The sequence below is a fragment of the Vibrio albus genome (assembly GCF_003144035.1).
Lineage (GTDB): Bacteria > Pseudomonadota > Gammaproteobacteria > Enterobacterales > Vibrionaceae > Vibrio > Vibrio albus.
Genome location: NZ_QFWT01000008.1, coordinates 188184 through 202956, shown reverse-complemented (window position 1 = coordinate 202956; position 14773 = coordinate 188184). Strand labels below are relative to the sequence as shown.

11 protein-coding genes are annotated in these 14773 nt (G+C 40.1%); 7 read left to right on the top strand and 4 right to left on the bottom strand.

The genetic code is table 11. The features are described 5' to 3' along the window. Positions 1-56: 56 nt before the first annotated feature. From DI392_RS14845 to DI392_RS14835, 3 genes are all read left to right on the top strand, one after another. The gene (locus tag DI392_RS14845; protein ID WP_109320469.1) at positions 57-953 is read left to right on the top strand and encodes a DMT family transporter; all 897 of its coding nucleotides are present in this window, start codon (positions 57-59) and stop codon (positions 951-953) included. A gap of 111 nt (positions 954-1064) precedes the next feature. Beyond that, on the top strand, positions 1065-1325 hold the full coding sequence (locus DI392_RS19940) for a protein adenylyltransferase SelO family protein (RefSeq protein ID WP_109320468.1): 261 nt from the start codon (positions 1065-1067) through the stop codon (positions 1323-1325). Beyond that, positions 1282-2433, top strand: a complete 1152-nt coding sequence (locus DI392_RS14835) for a protein adenylyltransferase SelO family protein (RefSeq protein WP_181388431.1) — start codon at positions 1282-1284, stop codon at positions 2431-2433. Before DI392_RS19940 ends, DI392_RS14835 begins: the two co-directional genes overlap by 44 nt. A 178-nt stretch (positions 2434-2611) precedes the next feature. On the opposite strand, the gene DI392_RS14830 is transcribed toward DI392_RS14835, so the two are convergent. The 3 genes from DI392_RS14830 to DI392_RS14820 form a co-directional block, all read right to left on the bottom strand. Next, complete coding sequence (locus DI392_RS14830; protein WP_109320466.1) at positions 2612-4498, bottom strand: methyl-accepting chemotaxis protein; 1887 nt, start codon at positions 4496-4498, stop codon at positions 2612-2614. A 361-nt stretch (positions 4499-4859) separates the two neighbouring features. Then, entirely contained in the window at positions 4860-7433 is a 2574-nt protein-coding gene (locus DI392_RS14825) for a bifunctional aconitate hydratase 2/2-methylisocitrate dehydratase (protein ID WP_425445697.1), read from the bottom strand. A 185-nt stretch (positions 7434-7618) separates the two neighbouring features. After that, positions 7619-9220 carry a sensor histidine kinase gene (locus DI392_RS14820; protein WP_109320465.1) on the bottom strand — a complete coding sequence of 534 codons (1602 nt, stop codon included), beginning with the start codon at positions 9218-9220 and terminating at the stop codon, positions 7619-7621. A gap of 355 nt (positions 9221-9575) precedes the next feature. Between DI392_RS14820 and DI392_RS14815 the strand changes: the two genes are divergently transcribed. The 4 genes from DI392_RS14815 (at position 9576) to DI392_RS14800 (ending at position 13861) form a co-directional block, all read left to right on the top strand. Then, a complete protein-coding gene (locus tag DI392_RS14815; RefSeq protein ID WP_109320464.1) occupies positions 9576-10559 on the top strand; it encodes a Bug family tripartite tricarboxylate transporter substrate binding protein in 984 nt (327 codons plus the stop codon). Between the two features lie 15 nt (positions 10560-10574). Further along, positions 10575-11063 carry a tripartite tricarboxylate transporter TctB family protein gene (locus DI392_RS14810; protein ID WP_109320463.1) on the top strand — a complete coding sequence of 163 codons (489 nt, stop codon included), beginning with the start codon at positions 10575-10577 and terminating at the stop codon, positions 11061-11063. A 22-nt stretch (positions 11064-11085) separates the two neighbouring features. After that, complete coding sequence (locus DI392_RS14805) at positions 11086-12600, top strand: tripartite tricarboxylate transporter permease (RefSeq protein ID WP_109320462.1); 1515 nt, start codon at positions 11086-11088, stop codon at positions 12598-12600. Between the two features lie 205 nt (positions 12601-12805). Next, on the top strand, positions 12806-13861 hold the full coding sequence (locus DI392_RS14800; protein ID WP_109320461.1) for a 4-oxalomesaconate tautomerase: 1056 nt from the start codon (positions 12806-12808) through the stop codon (positions 13859-13861). Between the two features lie 113 nt (positions 13862-13974). On the opposite strand, the gene DI392_RS14795 is transcribed toward DI392_RS14800, so the two are convergent. Continuing rightward, a complete protein-coding gene (locus DI392_RS14795; protein ID WP_109320460.1) occupies positions 13975-14688 on the bottom strand; it encodes a response regulator in 714 nt (237 codons plus the stop codon). Between the last annotated feature and the right edge of the window lie 85 nt (positions 14689-14773).

The window sequence follows — 14773 nt, the reverse complement described above, 5'->3', positions numbered from 1 at the left end:
TTATGCCTGCACAACATACTTGGCGTTGTGTATAAAACGCATGCTATAGGATGAAAATGTTCAATCAAAAAAAAGCGTCGACTGTGATCGCTACAGCAACAGCACTGTTGGCGTTTGCCGGAAATTCGGTACTTTGCCGTTTAGCATTAGCTGAAAGAGAGATAGATGCAGGGAGTTTTACCGTACTAAGAATAATCGCTGGTGCAGTAGTGTTAATGCTATTGTGGCGGGTAAGAGAGTGCAGAGCTATGGACAGTAAGTCAGGTTTCCGCTCAAATTGGCTGGCATCAACTTTACTGTTTACTTATGCCTTAAGTTTTTCGTACGCATATCTATCGCTCGATACCGGTTCAGGCGCTTTAATTCTGTTTGGTGTAGTCCAACTCGTTTTGGTTCTAGATAGCTGGCGTTCAGGAAAAAGGCTGGCTTTTACAGAAATTTGTGGTGTGTTAGTTTGCTTCACGGGTCTCGTTTATTTGGTGTTGCCATCACTGAGCACTCCCTCGGCACAAGGTGCTGCTTTAATGGTGATAGCAGGGCTTGCTTGGGCGGGATACACTCTTGTTGGGTATGGTTCGCAATTACCACTACGTGATACTGCTATCAACTTTGTACTAGCTTCCCCTCTAATCATGTTGTGGATGTTGATTGATTATGGTGATCGCTACTACAGTCTGACCGGCGTTGTCTACGCCTTGTTGTCAGGCGCGTTGGCATCAGGTATTGGTTACGCGATTTGGTATCATGCTATAAAAGGTTTAAAAACCTCAACCATCGGTGCTGTACAATTATTGGTTCCTATTATCGCCTCGCTAGGCGGCGTATTGTTTAGTAATGAAACATTGAGTGTACGGCTGGTGGTTGCAACTGGCTTTGTACTCGGGGGATTATTGATCGTGGTGTTACAGAGCCATCAGGGCGATGTTGATTCAGTGAAGTCTAAGTCTTCTTAAAAAATGCTCTATCTTGGCATGTAGTGAGAATTCGGGACATACGACAACTAAAGTTGAAACTAAACACTTTGTTTTTATTCGTCTATAGTCTAATTAATTTGAGTAAACCCTATGCAGCAACTGTATTTGACCTTACCTGACTCTTTATATCAAACCATTAAACCAAGCGAAGTCAAAGATCCTAGCCTTTTGCTATTTAATCAGAAATTGGCATTACAACTGGATCTTCCACAGCAACTACTGGGGAAAAATGCCGCAGAATATTTCTCTGGGAACCGGCTGATAGCACCTGAATTAAGTCTGGCGCTTGGTTATTCTGGCCATCAGTTTGGCTATTACAATCCACAGTTGGGAGATGGTCGCGCCCATTAACGGCTTTGACTGGCAGTTGAAAGGCTCTGGATTAACAAAATATTCCCGTGATGGTGATGGCCGTTGCGCACTTGGTCCAGCTGCGCGCGAATACATTATGAGTGAAGCGATGCACATTCTCGGGGTTCCGACCATGCGCACTCTAGCTGTGACCACAACAGGAGAAACCGTGTATCGGCAACAACCCCAAGCGGGGTCAGTTGTCAGTCGCATCGGCCGTAGCCATCTACGGATTGGTAGTTTTCAATATGCTTCTGCTCTGGGCGTCATCAAAGAAATGGCTGATTTTGCCATAGATCAACTCTGCCCTGAGGCAATTAATGCAGCCAACCCCTATCTGCTCCTGTACCGCACCGTTCAACACAATCAGATTAATACCTTAGTACACTGGTATCGGGTTGGTTTTATTCATGGCGTTATGAATACCGATAACATCGCCTTGAGCGGAGAAACATTTGACTTCGGGCCCTGCGCCATGCTGGGTGAATACAAGCTGGAGCAGGTTTATAGTTCCATCGATCATCAAGGACGCTACGCCTTTGGTAACCAAAAATTGATCATGCAATGGAACCTGGCTCGTTTTGCCGAAACCCTTATTCCTCTGATACCAGGAAGTGAACAAGAGGCCATTGCGTTACTGACTCAAGAAGTGGAGAACTTCTCCGCCGCATTCCAGCAAGCCTACGATCATATGTGTGCCAATAAACTGGGATTTGAGCGGAACAAACACCCTTTGATTGCCGAGTTTTTTGCATTATTGCGCACTCATGCTTGGGATTACAACCAAATCTTTAATCTGCTCTATCAAACACTTAACGGCGAAAACCCGCAATTACCGGGTGAATTACTTGCCTGGTCAGAACAATGGCAACGGGCAATTAATCACGAGCAGGCTTTGATGCTGATGAGTACCACGAACCCCAAAGCCATCCCCCGCAACCACGAAATCGAAATGTTAATTGCCTCCGCCGAAAGCGGGCAGCAAGATATTCAGCAACAAATTGACAACTATCTCAACTACTTAAAAAGTGACGTTTATACAGGCACCTCGTGGGGCAATCCAGATGCAGTATTTGATCAGCAATATCAGACCTTTTGTGGCACTTAAAGAGAAGCCACTCCCCTAATAAATTGACACAGTTCCTGTGCTTGAGCGTAACTACAACATTAGTTTCATACAGTAATAAAACTGTTTAAATAAGCTGTGGTCCTTTCCAGAACAAACTCTGTATCCATGGCGTGAAATAATCGCCATGAAGGCACTGTTCAGCTAATACAATAGATAACTACATTTTAAATTTATGGACTTGTTCAGTCAGTTCTTCTGCAAGCTTATTTAGTTTCGTTGACTGATCTACTCCTTCGCATGCTTCTTGATTAAGCTGATCTGAAATAAGCTTAATTAACTCTGTATTGCTATTAATTTCACGACTTACAGCAGCCTGCTGTTCAGCTGCCGTAGCAATATGAGTAACCATATTATTTATTTCTACTGTAGAATTACGAATATTGGAAAAGCTATCCACAGCATCACTAGTATTTTTCACACTTTGATCTGCTAACTCATGACAATGATTCATTCCGTTTACCGCTTTTGTCGCTGTTTCCTGTAGTCGACGGATCATGAGACTAATTTCTTCTGTGGAATTTCGAGTTTTCAGAGATAAACTTCTTACTTCATCAGCAACGACAGCAAAACCCCTTCCTTGTTCACCCGCTCGGGCTGCTTCAATCGCTGCGTTCAAAGCCAGCAAGTTAGTCTGTTCAGCTATATCATCGATTGCAGAAACAATTAATGTGATCTGCTCACCTTGTTGATGAAGCTCATCAATCACTGAACCTGCGTTTTGTACTTTTTCCGATAGTTCACTAATTGATGTCTGGCTTTTATGCACTAAATTATTGGCTTTTTGACTAATATTGGTCATCTGAAGCATGCTATCTGCAGTTAATTCTGCATTATCTGCAATATTTTCTGTTGTTGAAGCCATCTCTGTCATTGCCGTTGCTACCATAGTAACTTCTGCTTGCTGGTTACCTACTTTAATTTTCCTTTCACCCGACGAGGCAGAGATAAGTCTAGATTGTTGCTGTACTTCGGAAGAAAGCTGATTTATTGCTGACATTATACTGCGTAGTTTTTCTACAAATAGATTAAAACTATCAGCAAGCTTACCGACTTCATCTTGATTCTTTGACTCAATATAAACAGTTAAATCTCCTTCTCCACGTGAAATATCACTTAATGCAGACGCTACTTTCCTCAAATTAGATAATAAATAACTTAGAATAGGATTTAATATAAAAAAAGATAGTAATATCATTATTAAAGCAGTAATCACTTGATAAGTTAGTAATGTTTTAACTGGTTCTAATAATAGTGACTTCTGACTCATCATCATCAGATACCAGTTTGTGCCTGGTATGAATGAAACTGTGCCCAAATACTCTACATTATTAACTTCTATAGGTATCAATTCATCTTTATCAGCCTGTCCAATTAATTTTGAAACAGACACACCTCTAGTAAGTCCAGGAAATAGATTATTTTTATGAGAATTATCAGACTGGGATATGACCGTTCCATTTTCTGAAAATAACAAAGCAATACCTTGGCCTGGAACTGTCATAGAAAGAATATCATTATTGATCTTTTCTAGTGGTATAGAAGCCATTGCAACTCCACTAACTTCATTCTCTCTTTTGATTTTTTTTGAAATCGTAGTGATGAGCTTACCGCTAGATGCTCCAATATAGGGTTGACTTAGATAGACGTTATCAAGCATAAGTGCATTTTTATACCAAGGACGAACTATAGGGTCATAATCTGGCTTGGTATTTAAACCATTTTGTCTATATGTATCGCCATCAGTAGTACTAAACAGTACTGAGCCAAATTCACCAGCTTGAGTAATAGTTGTAATTTCACTGCTTATTTCGCCATAATCTTCTGTTCTGTTCAGTACCTCAACAAATGCCTCCAATGTGTTAACCTTATGATTGATCCACTCTCCAATTGCTTCAGCATTGCGTTTACCATATAGACTATTTGAAGATGTAACATTTTCAATAATCTGTTCCTGAATACTGTAAGTAGATATTCCAACTTGCACTATCGTTAATATAGAAACAAATATAAAACAGATCACCAAGATCTTTTTAGTTAATGACATATATAATTAAGCCTTATGGGTTTTTAACTTAAGACCTTTTATCAAGGTTATTTCGTTAACTTTATTAAATATTAATTCAACATATGAAATAATATTCCAAACACTCGAACGCTTATATTGTTGTGAAGATGTTTCTTACACCGATAATTTTTAACACGGATACCAGAAAATTACGAAAATACGCAACGCCTTTAATTAAGGTAAATACTATATGGTATTTATGACCCCAGTAAACAATAGACAAACTTTAAAGTTTTATATGATCTTTGTCCTTTTACTTCTGCCGATTGAAAAAGTTACAACGATATCACAATCAAACCTATGTAATCTGCCTCTGTTTAACTAGGGTGCCAATATTTAATTATACGGTGAGCAGGTTTAATTCTCTGTTGTAGATTGGATCCTTATCGAATGCTAGATAATTATAGATTTTATCTTTATTTACTTCGAGTCCAGCGACAACTTCCTTATACTCATCAACGGTTGGTAAGCAGCCAGTAATTGCGGTAACCGCTGCTAATTCAGCAGAAGCAAGGAACACGTTAGTGTTTGTCCCCATACGGTTCGGGAAGTTACGAGTAGACGTTGAAACCACAGTTGTACCTTCCATAGCTTGTGCCTGATTACCCATGCATAGGGAACAACCCGGCTCTTCTACACGACCTCCGAACCGAACAAAAGTATTGAAGCAGCCTTCACGACGAAGCTTAATATCATCCATCTTGGTTGGTGGTGCCAGCCATAACTTAGATTTAGCCATTTGGTTCTGTTCAGATAGCAGTTGTGCAGTTGCACGGAAGTGACCGACATGAGTCATACATGAACCGATAAACACTTCCTCAACATTTGTTCCGGCAACGTCTGAAAGAAGTCTTGCATCATCCGGGTCATTAGGGCAGCAAAGAATGGGTTCTTTTATTTCATTCAGATCAATTTCAATGACCTCTGCATATTCAGCACCTTCATCCGCCTTAATCAATACCGGGTTTTCCAACCAAGTCTGAATAGCATCTACTCGGTTTTGCAGAGCAGTAAGATCACCATACTCATTTTCTACCATCCAGTTCAGTAGAGTGATATTTGATTTCATATTCTCAACCACCTTGTCTTCTGAAAGAGCGATGGTACAAGCAGAAGAAGAACGCTCAGCAGAAGCATCTGTGAATTCAAACGCCTCATCTGCACTTAAGTGTTCAAGCCCCTGGATTTCGATAATACGGCCAGAAAAGACGTTAGTTTTATTTGCTTTCTCCAGTGTTAACAGACCTTTTTGAATGGCTGTATAAGGAATAGCATGAACCAAATCACGCAAAGTAATACCCGGTTGCATCTCACCAGTAAACTTAACCAGCACTGATTCTGGCATATCTATTGGCATGGTTCCTGTCGTTGCTGCATAAGCTACCATCCCAGATCCGGCAGGGAATGAAATCCCCACAGGGAAACGAGTATGACTATCTCCCCCAGTTCCCAGAGTATCTGGTACCAACATACGATTTAGCCATGAGTGTATGACACCATCACCAGGTCGAAGTGCAACACCGCCGCGGGTATGGAAGAAATCTGGTAATGTTTCATGCAATTTACTGTCGGTAACTCGAGGGTAAGCAGATGTGTGACAGAAAGACTGCATCACCAACTCTGCACTGAATTTTGTACAAGCCAGATCTTTAATCTCATCGCGTGTCATACCACCAGTGGTATCCTGCGAACCAACGGTGGTTACCTTTGGTGTACAGAACATGCCTGGTTTTATTCCCTCAACACCGCATGCTTTACCTACCATTTTTTGTGCCAGTGTGAACGGGCCTTTTGCTGGCTCTTTGCTTGTCTCCTTTTGTGGAAAGTCAAGAGCGGTACGCACGCGGTTTGTCAAAGATTGTCCTATCAAATAAGGAACCCGACCACCAGCGCGAACCTGGTCGAGAATAGAATCATGCTTTAGGGTAAATTTTGTAATTTCTACATCTGTACCGTTCTTACGAATTACACCTTCATACGGATAAATATCGATTACATCGCCCGTTTCAAGCTGTGTTACGTCGACTTCGATTGGCAGACTACCCGAATCCTCTAACGTATTAAAAAAGATTGGTGCTATTTTTCCACCAAGTACCACGCCACCTGCTTTTTTATTTGGAACAAATGGAATTTTCTCGCCAATATACCAAATAAGCGAATTAGCGGCTGATTTACGAGATGAACCAGTCCCAACAACATCACCAACAAAGCAGATAGGGTTTCCTTTTGCCTTCAGTTCTTCAATCTGAGATACCGGACCAGTTACTCCCACTTCATCCGGTTGCACGCCTTCTCGCGGGTTTTTATACATACTCCTTGCATGCAGAGGAATATCAGGCCGTGACCAAGCATCAGGCGCCGGTGAGAAATCATCCGTTGTACTCTCACCAGCAACTTTAAATACTGTCATCGTCAGACGCTCAGCAACAGCAGGTCGATCAGCAAACCATTCTTCGTTTGCCCAACTATCTACAACCTCCGCTGCATATTTATTACCTGCTTGTGCTTTTGCAATGATATCATCGGCTTTTTCATAAACTAAGATAATGCTTTTCAATTCATCAGCAGCAGTCTGTGCGAGCTCGTCATCTTCAAGTAATGCAATTAGCTTATCAACACAGTATCCGCCAACCATACTCCCTAGTAGCTTGGTTGCTTCTACTGGATTAATTCCATTTACCTTTATTTCTTTTTGCGCGATAGAAAATAGCTTATCAGCTTTAACAAAAGCAGCATCATCTACTCCCGCAGGTGTCTGATACGTAATTAGTTCGACAAGTGCTTCCACCAGAGAAGCATCCGATTTAGTTTCAAGTAATGTAAAACATGCATCAACCTCTTCACTAGTTAGAGATGGCTTATTCACGCCCATTGCTGCACGTTCTTCACACTTATCTAGATATTGCTTATAAATTGCTTCCATAATTACTATTCCTGTCATAATGAACGACATTATTGTCATCATTTTATAACGACAGAAACGTGACAAATGGCCGCATGGTTACCCAATAAAAAAAACAGTATGGGTTTAATGACCATAATTAAAACGCATCAGAATTATACTATCACTCTTAGACAAGGTAGATGCAGGGTGCATAGTTACTCATTAGTTGTATTTTCATTCTTTTTGTCAGAGATAGGCATATAAATATTAAATAAAGCTCCACCTAGTTCTGAACCTTCAACAATAATTGTCCCATCAGCACTAGAAACAATATTATTAATTAAATTCAAACCAATTCCGTGGTTTGGTCCTTCCTTATTAGTATATTTTCGATGAAATATTTTTCCAATATCAGATTCATTGATACCGCTACCGCTGTCTTCTACTTCTATAATCAAGTCATTTCCCTGATGAATATACAATCTTACTAACCTATCTTCAGGTTCTGATGCAACAATAGATTCAAATGCATTGTTTAATAGGTTACCTACAATACAATTTAATTCATTTTCGTTAATGGGGAGGCAGTCTGAATGGATACAACTGAGAGGGTCCACCTCGAGTGTAATACCTAGTTCCTTAGCTCTTGAAACCTTACTCAGTATGAGCGCTACAAGTGTAGATATCTGAAAAGCTTTAGAAATATGATAAATATCACTTTGTTTGCTTTTATGTTCGGAACGAATAAAGTTCATTGCCTTCTTATACTGTTCCATCTGAAGAAGTCCATAAATTATGGACATTTGATTGTTAAACTCATGAATTATAGCTCGTAAATTTTCTTTATCATTATTAGCTGCATTTATAGTTTGTTCTAATTCTTCTATTTCCCTTTTAATCCTAAAGCTAATTACTGCTCCAGTTTTATTACCTTGAGTATTGTACATAAATTTCCGATTTGCAATGAGAGCCTCACCGTTACACGTTATAATCTGATTGGTAACTTCATCTTTATTTGATATATCAAAAAAATCAGTAGGGTAAATATATTCAGATATATAAGAACCATGCACTTTCTCTCGGGGATCTAATATATGTAAATCACGTAAACCAGAGTCATTGATAACAAGAAACCGATTATCTTTGTCTACAGAGACAACCCCTTCAAAAACGGTATTTAGAATTCCCTGTCTTAATTTTAATGCCATTTCAATCTCTTGAGGACTCTGATGATGCATTTTTTTTCGAATATAGCTAACAAGTTTCTGACTAAAAATAGCAAATGCTAATAGCAGTATTAGCGAAAGGAACAAGATAAACCAGTATCGCTGCGAAAGTTCACTAATGGCATCATCATAATTAATACCGACCGAAACAATTCCAAAAAATGTCCCATTATAAAACACAGGAACTCGAGCTTTAATAAGTAACTTATTTTCTATGCCAGTGCTAACGGAAGTAACATCATTACCTGCCTGAATTTTATCAAAATCAACATTTACTAAAGACTGACCAATACCTCTCCCTTCACTGTGAAAAAGACGAATCTGATTACTATTAGAAATCGATACATAGTCGATATTTTCAGGTGGATCATAATTCTCCATTAACCGATTAATCATGATGTTATCTTCATTATAAATTGCATATTTCAGGTTCTGATTAGAGGCAATCAACTTAGCCTGAGTTAAGGCGAGAGATTTCATACTATCCACTCGCACTGAGTTAATATTTTCATAAAGAATAAACTCAAAAGAAAGCACAACACAAAATACTGCAAACAACATCATAAATAAAATTTTGTGAAAAAAAGACATTGGTTTCAAAGCGTTCTCACCTTTAATAATAACCTTCAGCTTGAGTATACATAAATTTCTCGTTTTTTAAACTTACACCACACATAATGTTGTTATATTTGATTTTAATTGCTCCTTGTTAAGGGGTTGTTATTAAATAATGAAGGTTTGCTTGACTGGTAAATCCATATTAAACAATGGGTTATTTGGAATAATGGGGAGAGTTGATACTTTTGTCCATAAACCCCATACTGTCTATTATGTTCCGTTTCTATATCTGCCATCGTCACACTCCTTATCTCAATAGATAGATATTATTACCTCCAGATTCATAGTTTGAATCCGTTTAAAATCCATTTATTTGAGGATGTAATATATGAACAAAATAATTGCCTTATCAAGTGTGGCAGCTGCATTAGTACTTGCAGGCTGCGGACCAGAAAATAAAGCAGAAGATACTGCAGCATACCCTACAAAACCTATTGAAATGATTATTCCTTTCGGTGAAGGTGGAGCCAGTGACACTTTTGCACGCAAATTTTCCACTCTGATGGCTAATGATATGTCCCAACCGATTCAGGCCATTAATAAAAAAGGAAGTAGTGGCCTTGTTGGTATGGTTTACGCCGCACAGAAACCAAACGATGGATACACCATCCTTGAAGTTACTCCATCAATGATCATTGCCGATGCTCTAGGAGTAAGTAGCGCCGTCAAGTTTATGCGTGACTTTGAACCTCTTGCCCGTATTCAGTCAGATATCTATGTTCTGTGTCTACCAGAAGGCAGTCCATTTTCCTCTTTTGAAGACTTGGTTAAATATGGCCAAAATAACCCTGTCACATTTGGTGGTGTAAGCCCTGGAGGTTTAGATGACTTAACTCTTAATGCTCTGGCAGACCAAACCGGTGTACAGATTAAGTTTATTCCTTATAAATCTGGTTCTGAAGTTAAAGCAGCGGTGCTTGGTGGTGAAGTCGATATCTACCTGGATAAGATTGTATCAGCTGTTAACTACATTAAAGATGGCAAAGTGAAGCCTGTTGTTGTGTTGAACGAGAAGCGCATCACTCAAATCGATACATTCAAAGATGTACCTACTACTAAAGAACTTGGTTATGACGTAACTATCGGGTCATGGCGTGGTTTTGTAGTTAAGAAAGGTACTTCACCTGAAGTTAAAAAGTATCTCATTGACAAAATGCAAGCGGCTTATGACACCCAGGAATACAAAGATTTTGCTGAGCTGAATTTAGTAAATATCCGCCCTGGCTATCTTGATGCAGAAGGCTTTTACAAGCAGTGGGAATCTGAATACAAGAAGTTTGATGCTGTAGCGAAGAAAGTTGGACTTAAATAAACGAGGTTTATCCAAATGGGTGAAATAATCTTTCATATATTCCTGTTAGCGGTAATGGGTTTATTTTTTAACGAATCGATGGATATCAATACGGCTCGAATGACGGACCCAATTGGTCCTGCAGGCTTCCCACAGGCCGTAATTATCCTGGCAGTTCTACTTTTGATTCCTTCACTTTATAAGGCATTTAAAGCTTATAAAGTCAGTCAGACTGAAAAGACTGGCGAAAAAGAAAGAATCAAAGAGCTTGATCCAGGCTTCCTGGCAATCCTAGCTGTTATCGTTGTATTTGTAATGGCTATTGGATACGTGGGTTTCTGGTTCGGTACAGCTATCATTATTCCTTCAGTGATGTACATCCTGAATGAAAGAAAACCAGTAAAAATGGCACTGACAACAGTCATCGGTGCGATCGCCTTTACAGTGGTATTTGGTAACGTTTTGAGTATACCCCTTCCTCGAGGAATCGGTATCTTCGAATCGGTTAGTTATCTGCTTTACTAATATATAAATCCGGAGTGAAATAATGGACATTTCGTTATTGCTGGAAGCGTTACAAGTTATCTTTGTACCCGCTAACTTTGCACTAATTATTATCGGAATGTGTCTGGGTGTGTGCTTCGGTACACTTCCAGGTATCAGTTCCTCAATGGGTATCGTGTTGATGATCCCGTTTACATACTACATGGGTATCTATCCTTCAATTATCCTGCTAGTTGCTCTGTATGCGGGTTCAGCATACGGTGGTTCAATTACAGCGATACTGTTTAATACCCCCGGCACAGCTGAATCGGTAGCGACAACGTTTGATGGCTATCCAATGTCTCAGGCTGGTAAGGCGGGTAAAGCTCTCGGCCTTGCTATGTCAGGCTCTTCATTCGGTGGTATTTTCTCAGTACTGGTTATGCTTCTTCTTGCACCAGCCCTGTCTACAATCGCGCTAGAGATCCAAAGTGCAGAATACTTTGCATTAACCCTTCTTGGTATGGCATGTATCTCTTCTGTAGGCTCAAAAAACCTTGGAAAAGCTCTGGCAACAGGACTTATTGGTATTCTCATTGCGATGGTTGGTATGGATCCAATGACAGGAGTATCTCGTCTTACATTTGGTAAGCTTGAGTTCCTTAACGGCATCGAGTACATCCCAATTATGATCGGCTCATTCGCAATGGCAGAAGTATTTAAGCAGATCATTAACCGTGCCTCTAGTGACGATAAGACTACAGGTGACACTGGTAAAGTATCTCTGGAAAGTATTAGTCTGAAAGAGTTTTTCGCTTATAAAGCAACCGTTATCAAGTCTGCTATCATTGGTACATGTGTTGGTATCCTACCAGGTACAGGCGGTTCCATTGCTTCTATCGTAAGTTACGGCGAAGCAGCTCGTTCAAGTAAACACAAAGAGCGGTTTGGTAAGGGTGCTGAAGAAGGTGTACTGGCTCCTGAAACAGCAAACAACGCAGCCGGTGGTGGTGCGATGATTCCAACTCTGGTATTAGGTATCCCTGGTTCACCAACAACAGCAATCATCCTTGCAGCGCTTGTATTACAAGGCCTGCAACCTGGTCCACAGCTGATGACTGAACAGCCTCTGCTTCTGTACTGCATCTTCTTCTCCATGCTGATTGCAAGTATCGTGGTGTTCTTCAGTGGCCGTTTCGCAGTTAAGGCATTCGCAGCAGTACTTAGATTGCCATACGGTTTGATAGCCCCAATGATTGTGATGTTCTCTATCATCGGCGCTTACGCGAGAACCAATGATGTATTCCAAATCTGGATTATGTTGGCATTCGGTATCTTGGGTTACTTTGTTAAGAAGTATAAGTTCTCTTCTGCTTCTCTAATTCTGGGTATCGTACTGGGCAACATGATGGAAGAAAGCTTCCGTCGCCAGCTATTAATATCAGATGGTGATTTCCTGTCGTTCTTCCAACGCCCAATTACTGTAGTTATCTTTATCGCGGTCCTAGCAGTAGTATTCTGGCCAATGATTGGCAATAAAATTGCCAAAGTGAAAGAAAGGAAAACAGCATCTGCATAACTTGTAGATAATCGTTAGCAATATCAGTTAAGCCGTTACATTTACATGTAACGGCTTTTTTATAATTGTCGTAATTGTTTTTATCCATTATACCCATAGTGTCTTTTTTCTTCCGATCAACCCGCTTTTAGACTCTCAAATCTCATTCCTCATTTCGCTGAAGATAGCTCTAACCCCACATTAATCCAATAAAAGAGAGGACACTATGACTCAGCAGAATATACCATGCACCCTGATGAGAGGTGGAACTTCACGCGGCCCATACTTCTTATCTACCGACCTACCGGAAGATCGTGATGCAATAGCAAAAACACTAATGACCGTGATGGGTTCTGGCCATGAACTCCAGGTCGAAGGTATTGGTGGCGGAAACAGTCTGACCAGTAAAGTAGCAATTGTCGGCCCTTCAGAGCAACCGAACGTTGATGTTGATTACTTGTTTGCACAGGTAGGCATTGAAGAGAAGAACGTCGATTTCTCACCAAACTGTGGCAATATTCTGTCTGGCGTTGGTCCTTTTGCAATAGAAAAGGGGCTTGTTGAAATTCAGGGGGATACCACCAAAGTCCGGATACGTAACGTCAACACCAACAAAATTATTCACGCTAACGTTCAGACACCAGATGGTAAAGTAAATTATCAAGGAGACACTTATATAAGTGGTGTTAATAGTCCTGGAGCACCCATCGAGCTTAGCTTTCTGGGAGTAGAAGGTGCTAAGACTGGCAAACTATTCCCAACCGGAAATACGACCGATCAGATCGGGGAGATCGAAGTAAGCTGTGTCGACGCCGCAATTCCAGTAATGATTATCGATGCAGCACAGTTTGGTAAAACTGGATATGAATCACCAGCTGAGCTTGATGCTGACACTGAATTCACACAAAAACTTGAATCTCTACGCCGTCAGGCAGGTGAAATGATGGGACTTGGTGATGTATCTGATAAAGTCATTCCAAAGCCTGTTCTGGTTGCTAAACCCGCAACAGACAGTGGCACAATCAGTGCTCGTTACTATGTACCTAAACGCTGCCACAAAGCGATTGCGGTAACAGGCAGTATTGCTATTACTATGTCTCTTTGTCATCAAGGAACAGTTAGCTCAAACCTAGTTCAGTTAGAAGACAAATTAGTTGATTGCTGTATTGAGCACCCATCTGGTTTTATTGATCTAAAAGTAGCTCGCAAAGGAGATAAAGTATCTTCAGTATCGTTAATCAGAACGGCTAAGAAAATTTTCGAAGGTAATTTGTCGCTTTAAGCTAATGTCAACAAGCCCCTGAAATAGATTCCATTCAGGGGCTCCATTAATATGGGTTAGTTCAGACCTATATATCACCTAAAAGATCAATTAGTAGTTCTTCATAAATCACCCTACTTATGCTCATTGACTGCCGGTGATTTATTGTGAGCTCTACTGAATATGCGTAGAGGTCGTCCTACTTTCCCATACTCTATATCAGCTTTAAGTTGTCCCGTTGTTGTTGCATATTCAAGATAACGTCTTGCTGTTGTTCGACTTATAGCAGTCTTATCGCTTATTTGAGCTGCAGTATAAGTCTCACCCTCACCAAAGGCTGCAACAACTTTTTGTAGTGTAATAGCATCAATTCCTTTGGGATGGGTCATTGCGTTATCTGGGGTTAAGTGTGTGTTATAGATTCTCTTAACAAATGATTGATTGATGTTTTCATCTTTTTCAATAAACACACTTCGGTTGAATTCAAAGTATCGCTCCAATGAGTTATTAATTTGCTCCAAAGAGAATGGCTTTAATAAATAGTCAAACGCACCATAACGAACTGCTGTCACAGCAGTTTCAGAATCATTTGCCGCAGTCACAAAAATAACATCTACCGGATTATCCTTAGCTCTCAGACTCTTAATTAGATCAAGTCCTAAACCATCAGGTAAAAAGTTGTCAAGAAGAATGAGCGATGGTTTAAGATGATTAATCATCATTCGTGCATCAGCTATTGTTGGTGCAATACCTACAACCTGATAAGGATAAAGACCGGAAATATGTTCCGAAAGCAAGCCAGACATTTCTTTTATGTCTTCAACTATTAAAACTGGAATTTTAAACATCTTATGTAGGTCCTGGATATGTAATTGAACGTAGGAGCAGACAATTCTCTTTTAGCGTCTGGGTTTGTTTCAAACAAACCAGCTA

Excerpts from the sequence above, each read along its gene's own strand:
- DI392_RS14845 (WP_109320469.1), top strand. The coding sequence starts at position 57 with ATGTTCAATCAAAAAAAAGCGTCGACTGTGATCGCTACAGCAACAGCA.
- DI392_RS14820 (WP_109320465.1), bottom strand. The coding sequence starts at position 9,220 with ATGTCTTTTTTTCACAAAATTTTATTTATGATGTTGTTTGCAGTATTT.
- DI392_RS14795 (WP_109320460.1), bottom strand. The coding sequence starts at position 14,688 with ATGTTTAAAATTCCAGTTTTAATAGTTGAAGACATAAAAGAAATGTCT.
- DI392_RS14815 (WP_109320464.1), top strand. The coding sequence starts at position 9,576 with ATGAACAAAATAATTGCCTTATCAAGTGTGGCAGCTGCATTAGTACTT.
- DI392_RS14810 (WP_109320463.1), top strand. The coding sequence starts at position 10,575 with ATGGGTGAAATAATCTTTCATATATTCCTGTTAGCGGTAATGGGTTTA.
- DI392_RS14800 (WP_109320461.1), top strand. The coding sequence starts at position 12,806 with ATGACTCAGCAGAATATACCATGCACCCTGATGAGAGGTGGAACTTCA.
- DI392_RS14830 (WP_109320466.1), bottom strand. The coding sequence starts at position 4,498 with ATGTCATTAACTAAAAAGATCTTGGTGATCTGTTTTATATTTGTTTCT.
- DI392_RS14805 (WP_109320462.1), top strand. The coding sequence starts at position 11,086 with ATGGACATTTCGTTATTGCTGGAAGCGTTACAAGTTATCTTTGTACCC.
- DI392_RS19940 (WP_109320468.1), top strand. The coding sequence starts at position 1,065 with ATGCAGCAACTGTATTTGACCTTACCTGACTCTTTATATCAAACCATT.